The organism is Blastomonas sp. SL216, assembly GCA_026625625.1.
Taxonomy (GTDB): Bacteria; Pseudomonadota; Alphaproteobacteria; order Sphingomonadales; family Sphingomonadaceae; genus Blastomonas.
In genome coordinates, this window is sequence record CP113055.1 from 2,283,736 (window position 1) to 2,297,627 (window position 13,892).

The following is a 13,892-nucleotide window of genomic DNA, read 5'->3' on the forward strand; positions in this document are numbered from 1 at the left end:
TCAAGCGGCAATGGCCGTTGTGGAAAAGTCGGATCGATCGCGCCGCTGCTTAGCCAGTCCTGCGAACGCGGGAGTGACGATTGCGGTCAGTATGGAAATCCTATTGCTGAACCTGCTGCACCTGCAGGCTGACGGTCATCGCCTCGGTCCCGCGGCCGAACGTGATCCCCGCGATCGGCGCGGCCTCGCGATAGTCGAGCCCTGTGGCGACGCGGACATAGCGCTCATCGGGTGAATAGCCGTTCGACACGTCGAAGCCGACCCAGCCCAGGCCGTCGGCATGCACCTCGGCCCAGCCATGGCCTGCATCCTGGTCGATCCGGTCGTTCATCAGCAGATAGCCGCTGACATAACGCGCCGGATAGCCCAGCATCCGCGCGAGCGTGATGAACAGATGCGCATGATCCTGGCACACGCCATGCCCGGCATTCAGCGCCTCTTCCGCCGTGGTGGTGACGCCGGTCTGCCCGACCTGATAGGCCACCGCGCCGCGCACCAGAGCGGACAAGGCGTGCAGCCGCGGCGCATCGCCCTGGCCGTTGCCGGGATCCTCGAACTGGCGCAGCAGCTTGCGGATCGACGGGCCGGAGCGCGTGAACGGCGTCTCGCGGCGGAAATACCATAACGGGGCAGAGCCGATATGCTGGCCGACCATGCCGGCATGATCGCTGGTCTCGACCTCGCCCTCGCACTGGATGACGATCTCGTGCTGGTCGGGATCGAAGCTGAACAGCTCGACATGGTTGTTGTGGTGGTCGTAATATTCGACCTGCTTGGTCCCGCCTTCGACATTGGTCTTCCAGCGGACGACCTTCTGCCCGTGCGAATCCTTGGGGATCATGCGCAGCCGCTGCAGCGCATAAGGCATGGGCGTGTCGTAATGATAGCTTGTCCGGTGGACGATGTGCAGCCGCATGAGTGACCCGTAACCTCTAAATCCTGCCCGCAGCCCGCTTAATGGTAGAAGCGGAATTCCTGCTCGATCCGCGCCGAGATCGTGTTGTTGCGCTTGATGAAATCCTGGATGAACTGGTGCAGGCCGTTGTCGACGACCATGTCGATATTGGTACTGGCGAGCTCCTGGCTGAGTGCCGAGGCCAGCGCCAGGCTTTCCCCTGCCCCACCATATTCGCGCGCGATGGCCTCCAGCGCGCTCGCCATGCGGCTGGCGCAGAACGAAAGCGATCGCGGCATCACCTGATCGAGGATCATGAACTGCGCGATGTTGCGCGGGTTCGTCTCACCCGGGTTCAGCCAGCGGAACGCCCGATAGGCCGAGACCGAGCGCAGGATCGTTTCCCACTGAACATTGTCGAGGCTGGATCCGACATAGGACAGCGATGGCAGCAGCACGTAATATTTGACGTCCAGGATTCGCGCGGTGCTGTCCGCACGTTCCACAAAGGTGCCGAGCTGCGCGAAGAAATAGATGTCGTTGCGCATCATCGTGCCGCTCTGCGCGCCGCGCACCTGGGCGCTTTGCTGGCGGATCAGGCTCAGCACATCGGGCAGCTCGTTATCCGAGATCTGCGTGCGCAGCGCCTCTTTGAGCGTCATCCAGCATTCGTTGGTCGCCTCCCACACCTCGCGGGTCAGCGCGGTGCGGACCAGCCGGGCATTGTTGCGCGCGCCTTCGATCACCGACAGCACGCTCGACGGGTTGGTTTTGTCGCGCAGCAGGAAGTTGATGACGCTCGATCCATCGACCTTGTCGTAGCGCTGCGAATAGGCCTGGCGCACCCCGGCGGTGGTCAGAACCGATGCCCATTCATCCTCTGCCGCCTCTGATCGGGTGAGCGCGATGCGGAAACCGGCGTCCACCAGCCGCGCGATATTCTCGCTGCGCTCCAGATAGCGCTGCATCCAGAACAGGCCGCCTGCGGTCTTGCCCAGCATCAGCGCCCTCCCTCAATCATCGCAGCGGCGCTCATTCGTCCAGCACCCAGCTGTCCTTGGTGCCGCCACCCTGGCTGGAATTGACCACCAGCGACCCTTTCTTCAGCGCCACGCGGGTCAGGCCGCCGGGGGTGATATCGATGCCATTGGGCGAGACGAGCACGAACGGGCGCAGGTCGACATGGCGCGGGGCCAGGCCCTGGCGGGTCATGATCGGCACGGTCGACAGCGACAGGGTCGGCTGCGCGATATAGTTGCCGGGCCGCGCCTTCAGCTTCTGGCGGAACGCGGCAATCTCCTTGCGGCTCGCCGCCGGGCCGACCAGCATGCCATAGCCGCCAGAGCCGTGGACTTCCTTCACCACCAGCTCGTGCAGATGCTCCATTACGTACGCCAGCGAATCGGCCTCGGAGCATCGCCAGGTCGGCACGTTTTCGAGGATCGCCTTCTCGCCGGTATAGAATTCGACGATCTCGGGCATGTAGCTGTAGATCGCCTTGTCGTCGGAAATGCCGGTGCCCGGCGCATTGGCAATGGTGATGCCGCCCGCGCGATAGACATCCATGATGCCCGGCACGCCCAGTGCCGAATCCGGACGGAAGGTCAGCGGATCGAGAAAATCGTCATCGACGCGGCGATAGAGCACATCGATCGGGCGATAGCCCTGCGTCGTGCGCATCGCGACCCGGCCGTCGACGACGCGGAGATCATGCCCTTCGACGAGCTCCGCCCCCATCTGGTCGGCCAGAAAGCTGTGCTCGAAATAGGCGCTGTTGTGGATGCCGGGCGTCAGCACCGCGATCTCGGGCGGGCCGTTGCAGGCGCGCGGCGCACTGGCGGCGAGCGAACGGCGCAGCTTGCGCGGATAATCGGACACCTCGCGCACGCGCACGTTGCGGAACAGCTCGGGGAACATGTGCAGCATCGTCTCACGATTTTCGAGCATGTACGACACGCCCGAGGGTGTCCGCGCATTGTCCTCCAGCACATAGAACTGGTCGGGCCCGGTGCGCACGATATCGACGCCGATGATGTGCGTGTAGATGCCGCCAGGCGGATCCATGCCGATCATCTGTGGCAGAAAAGCTTCGTTCTTCGCGATCAGCTCGACCGGGATGCGGCCCGCGCGCAGGATTTCCTGCCGGTGGTAGATATCGTGCAGAAAGGCGTTGATCGCGCGGACCCGCTGCTCGATGCCGCGGCTCAATCGCGCCCATTCGCGCCCCGAAATGATGCGCGGCACGATGTCGAACGGGATCAGACGCTCGCTCGCCTCCTCTTCGCCATAGACGGCAAAGGTGATGCCGGTGCGGCGGAAGAAATTCTCCGCATCGCGCGCCTTGGTGCGCAGACGCGACGCATCCTGTGCGCCGTACCATTCGCAAAATTCGTTATAGGGCGCGCGCACCGAACCATCGGGCAGCAGCATCTCGTCAAAGTGCGGTTTATCCCCTGTCATTGACATAAGATGTGACAGCTATTGTGCACTGCCGCAAGACAGGAAATGCGGTTGCATGCGGGCACTCCTTTCCGGTGATTTCACGCGCCGCGATCCTTGTCATGCCCCGGCTTCTGGTGTGTATTCGCCGCGAAACCGAGCGAAGGGACAAGACTTTGAAAAATTGGATGGGGTTGGCGCTGTGCGGTGCCATGCTGGTGACCGGCTGCGGCGCACCCGAGGCGAGCGATAGCCAGGAGGCGGTCGTCATTCCGGAGGCGCGGCCCGACGCGGTGAACGATCGCTTCGCGCGGCTGGCGCTGACCTGCGTGCACAAGGAATATCCCAACAAGATTTCGCATGTGCTCAACGATGCCGGCGACGCCCGGCCACCGAGCGAACTGACGCCCGCATTCTATGGCTGTTTCGACTGGCACAGCTCGGTGCACGGCCATTGGCTGCTGGCGCGCATCCTGAAGACCGACCCGCAATCGCCGATGAAACCCGCGATCCTGGCAGCGCTCGACCGCAGCTTCACGAAAGAGAATATCGCCGCCGAGCTGAAATATATCGAGGGTGAAGGCCGCAAGGGGTTCGAGCGGCCTTATGGCACCGCCTGGTTGCTGCAGCTGGTCGCCGAGCTCGATGAAAGCGACGATCCCAAGCTGAAGGCCTGGCGCGAGACGCTCCGTCCGCTGGAGGAGAAGATCGTTGCCGAAACCCAGGCCTGGCTGCCCAAGCTCGCCTATCCGATCCGGCTGGGCACGCACAACCAGAGCGCGTTCGCCTTTGGCCTGATGCTCGATTATGCCCGCCGCACCGGCAATGCGGCGTTCGAAAAGCAGCTGGCAGACAAGGCGCTGGAATTCCACCGTGCCGATGTGAACTGCCCGCTCGCCTATGAACCTTCGGGCGAGGATTTCCTCTCGCCCTGCCTGATGGAAGCCGATCTGATGCGCCGCGTGATGCCGCAAGCGGATTATGCTGCCTGGCTGGGCAAGTTCCTGCCGGAGATCCCGGCGGATGGCTCGACCGGCTGGCTCAAGCCCGGCGAGGTGCGCGACCCCACCGACGGCAAGCTGGTGCATCTGGATGGCGTCAACCTCTCGCGCGCCTGGGCGATGGAGGGGATCGCGAGCGCGCTGCCGAGCGATGATCCGCGCATCCCCGCGTTGCTCGCAACTGCGAAGCTGCATGCAGACAGCGGCCTCAAGGCGGTGAGCGACAAGAATTACGAAGGCAGCCACTGGCTGGGCAGCTTCGCGACCTATCTCACGACGAAGCGTGGGATCGGCGGGAGCTGAAGCACCCTTCTCCCCTCCCCTTGGGGAGGGGCAGGCTCAGCCTGCTGAGCCGGGGTGGGATCGACCACGATCAAGCGTAGCCCCACCCCGCCCTGCGGGCACCCCTCCCGCAGGCGGGAGGGGATAGGCCTATCACTCCACCGTCAGCACTAGCTGGCCATCGCCGTCCTCGACCTTGACCGTCGAGCCATCGGGAATCTCGCCGCGCAGCAGCTTGTCCGCCAGCGCATCCTGCAGATAGCGCTGGATCGCCCGCTTGAGCGGCCTTGCGCCATAGACCGGGTCATAGCCGACCCGGCCCAGCCACTTCTTGGCGCTGTCCGACAGGTCGATGGTGATCTTGCGATCCTTGAGCAACCGGGCGACGCGGCCGACCTGGATGTCGACGATCGGCGCCATATGCTCTTCGCCCAGCCGGTGGAACAGGATGATCTCGTCCAGCCGATTGAGGAATTCGGGGCGGAAATGCCCGCGCACCACTTCCATCACCTGCGGCTCGACATCCTTGACCTTCTGGTCCTCGGTCATGCCGGCCAGATACTGGCTGCCCAGGTTCGACGTCAGGATGATCAGCGTGTTCGAGAAATCGACCGTGCGGCCCTGACCATCGGTCAGGCGGCCATCGTCGAGCACCTGCAGCAGCACGTTGAACACATCAGGATGCGCCTTTTCGACCTCGTCGAACAGCACGACCTGATAGGGCCTGCGCCGCACCGCCTCGGTCAGCACGCCGCCTTCCTCATAGCCGACATAGCCCGGAGGCGCGCCGATCAGCCGCGCGACCGCGTGCTTTTCCATGAACTCGCTCATGTCGATGCGCACCATCGCGTTGTCGTCATCGAACAGGAAACCCGCCAGTGCGCGCGTCAGCTCGGTCTTGCCGACGCCCGTGGGGCCCAGGAACAGGAAGCTGCCGAGCGGACGGTTGGGGTCCTGCAGACCCGCGCGCGAGCGGCGCACCGCCTTGGCGACGGCTTCGACCGCGGCCTGCTGGCCGATGACGCGCTTGCCGATGCGCTCTTCCATGTTCAGCAGCTTCTCGCGCTCTCCGGCGAGCATCCGCTCCATCGGAATGCCGGTCCATTTGCTGACCACAGCGGCGATATCGTCCTCGGTCACTTCCTCGCGCAGCATCGCGCCTTCGGTGAAGGTCGCCGCTTCCGCCAGCTTGCGTTCCAGCTCGGGGATGCGGCCGTAGGACAGCTCGCCCGCACGCGCGAGATCGCCGTTGCGCTGTGCCTGGTCGAGCTCGATGCGCAGCGCGTCGAGCTCTTCCTTGAGCTTCGCCTCGGCGTTGATCTTGTCCTTCTCGCCCTGCCAGCGCGTGGTCAGCTCTGCCGATTTCTGCTCGAGCTCGGCCAGATCCTTTTGCAGCGTCACCAGCCGGTCCCTGGACGCGGCATCGCTTTCCTTGCTCAGCGCCGATGCCTCGATCTTGAGCTGGATGATCTTGCGGTCGAGCGCCTCGATTTCCTCGGGCTTGCTCTCCACCTCCATCCGGATGCGGCTCGCGGCCTCGTCCATCAGGTCGATCGCCTTGTCCGGCAGGAAGCGGTCCGAGATGTACCGGTTGGAGAGCGTCGCCGCCGCCACCAGCGCATTGTCGGTGATCCGCACGCCATGGTGCAGTTCGTATTTTTCCTTGAGCCCGCGCAGGATCGAGATCGTGTCCTCGACATTGGGCTCGCCGACGAACACCGGCTGGAACCGCCGCTGCAGCGCGGGGTCCTTTTCGACATGCTTCTGATATTCATCGAGCGTGGTCGCACCGATGCAGTGCAGCTCGCCGCGTGCCAATGCGGGCTTGAGCAGGTTGGAGGCGTCCATCGCGCCCTCGCCCTTGCCCGCGCCCACCAAAGTGTGCATCTCGTCGATGAACAGGATGATCTCGCCCTCGGCGCCCTTGACCTCGTCAAGCACCGCCTTGAGCCGCTCCTCGAACTCGCCGCGATATTTTGCACCCGCGATCAGCGCGCCCATGTCGAGCGCCATCAGGCGGCGGTCCTTGAGGCTGTCGGGCACGTCGCCATTGGCGATGCGCAGCGCAAGCCCTTCGGCTATGGCGGTCTTGCCGACGCCGGGTTCGCCGATCAGCACCGGATTGTTCTTGGTCCGGCGCGCCAGGATCTGCACCGTGCGGCGGATCTCCTCGTCGCGGCCGATCACGGGATCGAGCTTGCCCTCGCGCGCCACGGCCGTCAGGTCGCGCGCGTATTTCTTCATCGCTTCATAGCTTTCCTCGGCGCTCGCCGAATTGGCCGCGCGGCCGCCGCGCAGATCGTTGATCGCGGTGTTGAGCGCCTCGGGCGTCACACCGGCCTTGGCCAGCACATCGCCGGCCTTGGTGCCCTTGGCGAGCGCAATGGCAAGCAGCAGCCGCTCGACGGTGACAAAGCTGTCACCCGCCTTGCTGGCGACCTGTTCGGCGCTGTCGAGCAGCCGCACGGCGTCATTGTCGAGGCCCGGCGTCTGCTGCGCCCCGCCACCCGAAACGGCGGGGACCTTGGCGAGCAGCGCATCGACTTCCTGCACCGCGAGCGGGGCCTGGCCACCGGCGCGCGCGATCAGACCGGCGGCCATGCCTTCGGAGTCCTCAAGCAGGGCCTTCAGGATATGTTCGGGGCTGATCCGCTGATGGCTCATGCGGATGGCAACGGTCTGCGCCGATTGCAGGAAGCCCTTGGCGCGGTCAGTAAATTTTTCGAGGTTCATGGGAGTTTCTCCACCCTATCTAGCCCTTGCCCCAGAGACATAGTGTTGCATCTTTGCAACGCAAGGGGAGGCGCCGGCAGAATTTGAAGCGCGCCTGGCTCAGCCCCTGCCCGCGCGCGCCAGCAGCTGCTGCGCACGCGACAGATGCGGGCGGTCGAGCATGCCGCCCTTGTAACCGATCGTGCCAACTCCCGGATGGGCCGCGAACAGGTCGACGATCGCCTGCGCCTCGGCCAGTTCTTCATCGCCTGGGGTGAAGGCCGCGTTGATGACATCGACCTGCGCCGGGTGGATCGCCAGCATTCCGGCAAAGCCATCGCGGCGTACCTTTTCCGCGCGCGCCTTCAGCCCCTCGAGGTCGCGGAAATCGGCCTGGATGGTCTCGATCGCCGCCACCCCTGCGCTTGCCGCGCCCAGCAGGCACAGGCTGCGCGCCAGTTCATAGGTAAAGCCATAGCTTCCGTCCGGGTTGCGGTTGCTGGCCGCGCCGATCGAATCGGCCAGATCCTCCGCGCCCCAGCTCATCGCCACCAGCCGGGCCGCACCCTTGTAGCTGCCGGTATGAAACATCGATTCGGCCGTCTCGGTGACCAGCGCGATGACTGGCGTCGAGCCCCGCTCGATCCCGTTCGCCACCTCCAGCGCGGAAAGATAGTGATCGAGCAGTTCGACATCCTGCCGCCCATTGGCCTTGGGCAGCATGATGCCGCCCGGCCGCGCCGGCATCACGGCAGCCAGATCCTCCAGCGTCCAGGCTCCATCGAGCGGGTTCACCCGCACCCACAGACGCGACCGTCCCTCGTCGCGGCTTTCCAGCATGGTGCGGACCAGCTGACGCGCGGCGGGCTTGTTCTCTGCGGCCACCGCATCCTCCAGATCGAACAGCGCGATATCGGCGGCGCTGTCGGCCGCCTTGGCCATCTTCTTCTCGCTGTCGCCCGGCGCAAACAGCCAGGACCGCATGGGAAGCTGTGTCATGATCGTCATCGCTCGGCGCCCGCTCCTGGAAATGGGATGATTTTGTAAAGCCTTGTGCGCATTTACCGCGCCGCGCTGCAAGCGCAATTCTGCGCGGGTGGGGCGCTGAAAAACCCCAAAAATGGCGGAAAGCTGCCGGATGGCGGACAAGAACCGAGGGCGCAGATCGCAGCCCACTGACGGCGGATAATCCCGAATTCATCCGAAATGGAACAAGAAATTACCCCAAATCCGGCTTCATCCCCCAAAAACCGGGGTGGTAAGCGATTGAAGATACTGCAAGAAGTGTCCCGACAGGGCCGCCGCTGCCTTCGATCATCGCGATCGCAAGGGCAGCAGGAGAACAGGCCAGCGGGCGCGTGAACAGTAACAGGGACATGCACGTGAAATCGTTAGCAAGAGACACCAGCCCCCGTCCGACGACCGCATGGCATCGCCCCATCCGGACGGACGGCGCACATCCTGACCCCGCCCGTTCGGGCACGGTCGAGGGTGATCGGAGAACCCGTTTGATCATGCGCGAACAGCAGGCCGCCCGCCTGCGGAGCAGCTGCTTTCCCGAACTGAAGCTGCGCAACCCGCTATGGGACATGCTCGTCGCGCTGCTCGCGGCAAAGCGCAACGGCAACCAGCTGTCGATGAGCGACCTGTGCCTGATGAGCGACGCCCCCGAAAGCACGGCACTGCGGCTGATCCATCAGCTGCGCGAAAAAGGCTATGCCGATATGGTGGCGGATCGGTCCGACCGTCGCCGTACACGGGTGACGCTGACCCCGCTGGGCGAGGCGCAGTTCGAACAGTATCTGGATCGCTTCGATCTGGTCTGACCTCTACGCCGAGATTTTACCTCGATTTAAGGGTTGTTTGCTAGCGCGGTGCTCTAAAGGACGCACCCGCTATGTCATTTGGACGCAAAGGCCTTACCGAATCCTCCGGCTTTGCCGGGCAAGACAGTGGCGCACCTCTGCCGGTGCGTGAGCCACGCGTGCATCGGCTGATGAAGGTCACGGTGTTTCACCGCCGCTTTGGTAGTGCCGATGGCGTGATCCGCGACATTTCCAGCGGTGGCATCGGCGGACGCTGCGCTGCCCTGCTCATGCCGGGCGACATTGTCGAGATCGACCGGCCGGGACTGGGCCGGTTCGAGGCCGAAGTGCGCTGGGTCCGCAATGGCCAGTTCGGCGCGCGCCTGACCACCGACTTGCGGATCGACACCAAAGAGGTCGAGAATCTCTCGTTCAACAACGGCAAGTGGGACAGCGAGGTCAACAAGCCGCTGGAGAACCATGTCTTCACCCGCTTCAAGCCGATGAAGAGCACCTATCGCCCCACCATCTCGCTGGCGCGCCGCGACAAGTGACCTGCGGCGATGCCCCGCCCCGGCATCGAGGCCGGGGACAGGGCATCCACCGCAACCCTGTCAGCTGAACTTCAGGCTCTTGACGGTCTTCACGCCGGCAATCTGGCACAGCTTCCACAGCACCGGCTCGGCCACGGCTCCATCGACCGACAGCAGCAGCACCGCTTCACCGCCTGCACGCGCCTCGCGGCGACCCAGGTGGAAGGTGGCGATATTGACATTGGCCTCGCCCAGCGTCGATCCGAGACGACCGATAAAGCCGGGCTCGTCGCGGTTGACGATGTACAGCATATGGCCGTCGAGATCGGCTTCGATCTTGATGCCATAGATTTCGACCAGACGCGGCGTGGCATTGCCGAACAAAGTGCCGGCGACCGAGCGCTCGCCGTCCGCCGTGGCGACCGAGACGCGCACCAGCGTGTGGTAATCGCCTTCGCGATCATGCCGCACCTCGCGCACGTCGAGACCGCGATCCTTGGCGAGGAACGGCGCGTTGACCATGTTCACGGCATCGCTGAACGCGCTCATGAACCCGGCGAGCACCGCTGCGGTGATCGGCTTCATGTCGAGTTCGGCCGCAGCGCCTTCGACTTCGATCGCGATGCTCTTGACGCGGTCGCTCTCCAGCTGGCCGACAAGCCGGCCCAGATTGGTCGCCAGCGCCATATAGGGCTTCAGCTTGGGGGCCTGCTCCGCCGACAGGCTGGGCATGTTGAGCGCGTTGGTGACCCCGCCCTTGACCAGATAATCGGCCATCTGTTCGGCGACCTGGATCGCGACATTGACCTGCGCTTCGCTGGTCGATGCGCCCAGATGCGGGGTGGCCACGAAGTTGGGCGTGTTGAACAGCGCGTGCTCGTGCGCCGGTTCGGTGGCGAACACGTCGAGCGCCGCGCCTGCAACATGGCCCGAATCGAGCGCTTCCTTGAGCGCGGCCTCATCGATCAGCCCGCCACGCGCGCAGTTGATGATGCGCACGCCTTTCTTGGTCTTGGCCAGCGCCTCCTTGCTCAGGATGTTGCGCGTCTGGTCGGTCAGCGGGGTGTGCAGCGTGATGAAGTCGGCGCGCGCGAGAAGATCGTCGAGCGTCACCTTCTCGATGCCCAGTTCCACCGCGCGCTCGGGCGTCAGGAACGGATCGAACGCGATGACCTTCATCTTCAGGCCCAGCGCACGGTCGGCGACGATCGAGCCGATATTGCCCGCACCGATCAGGCCCAGGGTCTTGGCGGTCAGCTCGACGCCCATGAAGCGGTTCTTTTCCCACTTGCCGGCCTGGGTCGAGGCATCGGCCTCGGGCAGCTGGCGGGCGAGCGCGAACATCAGCGCGATGGCGTGCTCCGCAGTGGTGATCGAGTTGCCGAACGGCGTGTTCATCACGACGACGCCCTTTGCCGAGGCGGCTGGGATATCGACATTGTCCACGCCGATCCCGGCGCGGCCGACGACCTTGAGATTGGGGGCCGCATCGAGGATCGCCTTGGTCACCTTGGTCGAGGAACGGATGGCCAGGCCATCATATTGACCGATGATCGCGGCCAGCTCTTCGGGCGTCTGGCCGGTAATGACATCGACTTCGCAACCGCGCTCGCGAAAGATCTGCGCGGCCTTGGGGTCCATTTTGTCGGAAATGAGAACTTTGGGCATTGTATGTCTCCCTCTCCCCTTCAGGGGAGGGGGCCGGGTAGAGGGGAATGGCCTCTGGTCCCGGCCCTGTTGTTGAGTGAAATGAAGCGGGTAAGCCCCTCTCCCTTCGCCGCTGCGCGGCTCTTCCCTCTCCCCTGAAGGAGAGAGGGCGGGTGGGTGTTACTTGGAGGTCAGCTCGGAATAGGCCCAGTCGAGCCACGGACCCAGCGCCTCGATATCGGCGGTGTCCACGGTTGCGCCGCACCAGATGCGCAGGCCCGGAGGGGCATCGCGATAGCCCGCGATGTCAAAGGCCGCGCCTTCCTTTTCGAGCAGCCCGGCAAAGGCCTTGATAAAGGCCTCATCCGCGCCTTCAACCGTCAGACAGACGCTGGTGGTCGACCGCGTTGCGGCATCGGGCGCAAGATGGCCGAGCCACGGACGCGCCTGCACGATGGCATCGAGCGCGGCGGCATTGGCGTTGGAGCGGGCAACCATGCCTTCTGCCCCACCGATCGACTTGCCCCATTCGAGCGCGAAGATCGCGTCTTCCACGGCCAGCATCGACGGCGTGTTGATCGTCTCGCCCTTGAACACGCCTTCGGCCAGCTTGCCCTTGCTCATCAGGCGGAACACCTTGGGCAGCGGCCAGGCAGGGGTGTAATTCTCAAGCCGTTCGACGGCGCGTGGGCCCAGGATCAGCACGCCATGCGCGCCCTCGCCGCCCAGCACCTTCTGCCAGGAGAAAGTGGCGACGTCGATCTTGTCCCAGGGCAGGTCATAGGCGAACACCGCGCTGGTGGCGTCGGCAAAGCTCAGGCCTTCACGGTCGTCGGCGATCCAGTCGCCATTGGGAACGCGCGCGCCAGAGGTGGTGCCGTTCCAGGTGAACAGCACGTCATGCGACCAATCGACAGCATTCAGGTCGGGGATCTGGCCGTAATCGGCGCGCAGGATGACGGGGTCGAGCTTCAGCTGCTTGGCAGCATCGGTCACCCAGCCTTCGCCAAAGCTTTCCCAGGCGAGCGCGGTGACCGGGCGTGCGCCCAGCATCGTCCACATCGCCATTTCAAACGCGCCGGTGTCGGAGCCGGGTACGATGCCGATGCGATGGGTGTCGGGGAGCTTGAGCAGCTCGCGCATCAGGTCGATACAATATTGCAGACGCGCCTTGCCGATCTTCGACCGGTGCGAACGTCCCAGCGATTCGGTGGAAAGCTGCTGCGGGGTCCAGCCCGGGGGCTTGGCACAGGGGCCGGAAGAAAAATACGGCCGAGCAGGCAGGGTAGCAGGTTTATCGGCGAGCACAGCGCCCGCACCAACGGTATCAGTCATGTAGTCTCTCCTTGCAGAGAGCACGCGCGGCGTTGGGACCGCGTGGCCCGTCGACGGCCCTAGGGATGAATTGCACGGTTGGCAATCACCAATTGGCCGACGGCGCCAGAATCACGCTGCCCTGTGCAACAAAAGCGCAGGGCAGCGATCGATCACTTCTTGAAAATAACCTTGCCGCGCTGCGATACGAGCAGCTTTTCCATCGTCACCGGATGGAAATAGGCTTCGACATTCTGGCCCTCGGGCGTCACGCCATAGACCTCATAGCAGCCGCCATCGACCTTGGACTTCTTGATCGTCCAGCCATCCTTCTTGAGCTTGGCCTCCAGATCGGTGCGGCTCTTCCAGCTCGACTGCGGGCCGGCGTCGCACTTCATCTTGCCAGTGGCAAATGCTGCCGGGCTGGCGGAAAACTGCATTGCGGTGGCTGCGGCCACTGCCAGCATGGCTTGTCCGAATTTCATCTCTTGTCCCTCTTCTCTTCGCCAGGTTTCCTGGGTCCATTCAACCGGTTGCAATCCCTGTGCCTCGTCGCGCTGAACGCCGCTTGAACATAAGTATGACGCGTGCGGTTTCCAGGACAAGCAGCGGAACAAAATGCACGAGCATCCCCATATACTCGCCGTCGACATAGAACCAGTGCAGCCCGATCAGCACCGCGGCGGGATAGACCAGCCGCTGCAGCCGTTTCCAGTTGGCCCGCATGGCGCGCTGCGACGCGTTGTTGCTGGTCACCCCCATGGCCACGAAGATCAGCAGCGCCGCATAGCCGGTCCAGATGCTGAAGATCAGCGCCTCTTCGGCAATCATGCCCCAATCGCCCATGTCATACAGATAAAAGGCCAGGTGCAGCAGGCCGTAGCCGCATGCCGCAACGCCCAGCGCCCGCCTGCGCGCGAGCAGCCAGTCGAGCCAGCGTTGCCGCCCGAAGATCGCGCGCAGCGGCGACAGCATCATTGCGATGATCATGAACCGGACCGAAAATTCGCCGCTGGGGTGGATCAGATCGAACGCGGTGACCGGATCGCGCACGAATCCGATGGTCATGCCGATCGCCGGAATCGCGAGTAGCAGCCAGAAAAAACCATGGACATTGATCAGTCGCAACATCGTGTCTGCACCATCCCTTGCCTCGCGCCCGTTTATCCCGCCCAGAGCTAGACCTGCCGCAACAGGCGCGCAATGGCCCGGTTGCAATCCCTATCGCCGCGTTAACCACGCTCGGCACATCAGGGTTAAATTT

General features: G+C 64.0%; 12 protein-coding genes. 3 read left to right on the forward strand and 9 right to left on the reverse strand.

Features of this window, described 5'->3' with window-relative positions; translation table 11 throughout:
- Window positions 1-100: 100 nt before the first annotated feature.
- From OU999_10765 to OU999_10775, 3 genes are read right to left on the reverse strand one after another with little or no spacing between them, the layout of a single operon-like run.
- The gene (locus OU999_10765; GenBank protein WAC22242.1) at window positions 101-916 is read right to left on the reverse strand and encodes a transglutaminase family protein; all 816 of its coding nucleotides are present in this window, start codon (window positions 914-916) and stop codon (window positions 101-103) included.
- Window positions 917-954: 38 nt separating this feature from the next.
- Entirely contained in the window at window positions 955-1,896 is a 942-nt protein-coding gene (locus OU999_10770; protein WAC22243.1) for an alpha-E domain-containing protein, read from the reverse strand.
- Between the two features lie 31 nt (window positions 1,897-1,927).
- The gene (locus tag OU999_10775; protein WAC22244.1) at window positions 1,928-3,355 is read right to left on the reverse strand and encodes a circularly permuted type 2 ATP-grasp protein; all 1,428 of its coding nucleotides are present in this window, start codon (window positions 3,353-3,355) and stop codon (window positions 1,928-1,930) included.
- Window positions 3,356-3,510: 155 nt separating this feature from the next.
- Between OU999_10775 and OU999_10780 the strand changes: the two genes are divergently transcribed.
- A complete protein-coding gene (locus OU999_10780; protein WAC22245.1) occupies window positions 3,511-4,638 on the forward strand; it encodes a DUF2891 domain-containing protein in 1,128 nt (375 codons plus the stop codon).
- A 132-nt stretch (window positions 4,639-4,770) separates the two neighbouring features.
- On the opposite strand, the gene clpB is transcribed toward OU999_10780, so the two are convergent.
- Both clpB and OU999_10790 read right to left on the reverse strand, forming a co-directional pair.
- Entirely contained in the window at window positions 4,771-7,350 is a 2,580-nt protein-coding gene (clpB, locus tag OU999_10785; protein ID WAC22246.1) for an ATP-dependent chaperone ClpB, read from the reverse strand.
- A gap of 99 nt (window positions 7,351-7,449) precedes the next feature.
- Window positions 7,450-8,337: a CoA ester lyase gene (locus tag OU999_10790; GenBank protein ID WAC22247.1), complete on the reverse strand. Its 888-nt coding sequence runs from the start codon at window positions 8,335-8,337 to the stop codon at window positions 7,450-7,452.
- Window positions 8,338-8,843: 506 nt separating this feature from the next.
- On the opposite strand from OU999_10790, the gene OU999_10795 reads away from it, so the two are divergent.
- Together OU999_10795 and OU999_10800 are read left to right on the forward strand one after the other, a co-directional pair.
- Entirely contained in the window at window positions 8,844-9,155 is a 312-nt protein-coding gene (locus OU999_10795; GenBank protein WAC22248.1) for a winged helix DNA-binding protein, read from the forward strand.
- A gap of 71 nt (window positions 9,156-9,226) precedes the next feature.
- The gene (locus tag OU999_10800) at window positions 9,227-9,688 is read left to right on the forward strand and encodes a PilZ domain-containing protein (protein ID WAC22249.1); all 462 of its coding nucleotides are present in this window, start codon (window positions 9,227-9,229) and stop codon (window positions 9,686-9,688) included.
- A 60-nt stretch (window positions 9,689-9,748) separates the two neighbouring features.
- On the opposite strand, the gene serA is transcribed toward OU999_10800, so the two are convergent.
- The 4 genes from serA to OU999_10820 all read right to left on the reverse strand — a co-directional run bounded on the left by serA (window position 9,749) and on the right by OU999_10820 (window position 13,759).
- Window positions 9,749-11,335, reverse strand: coding sequence for a phosphoglycerate dehydrogenase (gene serA / locus OU999_10805; protein ID WAC22250.1), 1,587 nt, complete (start codon window positions 11,333-11,335; stop codon window positions 9,749-9,751).
- A gap of 159 nt (window positions 11,336-11,494) precedes the next feature.
- Window positions 11,495-12,649, reverse strand: a complete 1,155-nt coding sequence (locus tag OU999_10810; protein ID WAC22251.1) for a phosphoserine transaminase — start codon at window positions 12,647-12,649, stop codon at window positions 11,495-11,497.
- Between the two features lie 152 nt (window positions 12,650-12,801).
- Window positions 12,802-13,113, reverse strand: a complete 312-nt coding sequence (locus OU999_10815; protein WAC22252.1) for a PepSY domain-containing protein — start codon at window positions 13,111-13,113, stop codon at window positions 12,802-12,804.
- 40 nt (window positions 13,114-13,153) lie between these two features.
- Window positions 13,154-13,759, reverse strand: a complete 606-nt coding sequence (locus OU999_10820; protein ID WAC22253.1) for a ferric reductase-like transmembrane domain-containing protein — start codon at window positions 13,757-13,759, stop codon at window positions 13,154-13,156.
- Window positions 13,760-13,892 lie beyond the last annotated feature (133 nt).

Coding starts and splice junctions, on each gene's coding strand:
- OU999_10765 (WAC22242.1), bottom strand. CDS start 916: ATGCGGCTGCACATCGTCCACCGGACAAGCTATCATTACGACACGCCC.
- OU999_10770 (WAC22243.1), bottom strand. CDS start 1,896: ATGCTGGGCAAGACCGCAGGCGGCCTGTTCTGGATGCAGCGCTATCTG.
- OU999_10775 (WAC22244.1), bottom strand. CDS start 3,355: ATGACAGGGGATAAACCGCACTTTGACGAGATGCTGCTGCCCGATGGT.
- clpB (WAC22246.1), bottom strand. CDS start 7,350: ATGAACCTCGAAAAATTTACTGACCGCGCCAAGGGCTTCCTGCAATCG.
- OU999_10790 (WAC22247.1), bottom strand. CDS start 8,337: ATGACGATCATGACACAGCTTCCCATGCGGTCCTGGCTGTTTGCGCCG.
- OU999_10795 (WAC22248.1), top strand. CDS start 8,844: ATGCGCGAACAGCAGGCCGCCCGCCTGCGGAGCAGCTGCTTTCCCGAA.
- OU999_10800 (WAC22249.1), top strand. CDS start 9,227: ATGTCATTTGGACGCAAAGGCCTTACCGAATCCTCCGGCTTTGCCGGG.
- serA (WAC22250.1), bottom strand. CDS start 11,335: ATGCCCAAAGTTCTCATTTCCGACAAAATGGACCCCAAGGCCGCGCAG.
- OU999_10810 (WAC22251.1), bottom strand. CDS start 12,649: ATGACTGATACCGTTGGTGCGGGCGCTGTGCTCGCCGATAAACCTGCT.
- OU999_10815 (WAC22252.1), bottom strand. CDS start 13,113: ATGAAATTCGGACAAGCCATGCTGGCAGTGGCCGCAGCCACCGCAATG.
- OU999_10820 (WAC22253.1), bottom strand. CDS start 13,759: ATGTTGCGACTGATCAATGTCCATGGTTTTTTCTGGCTGCTACTCGCG.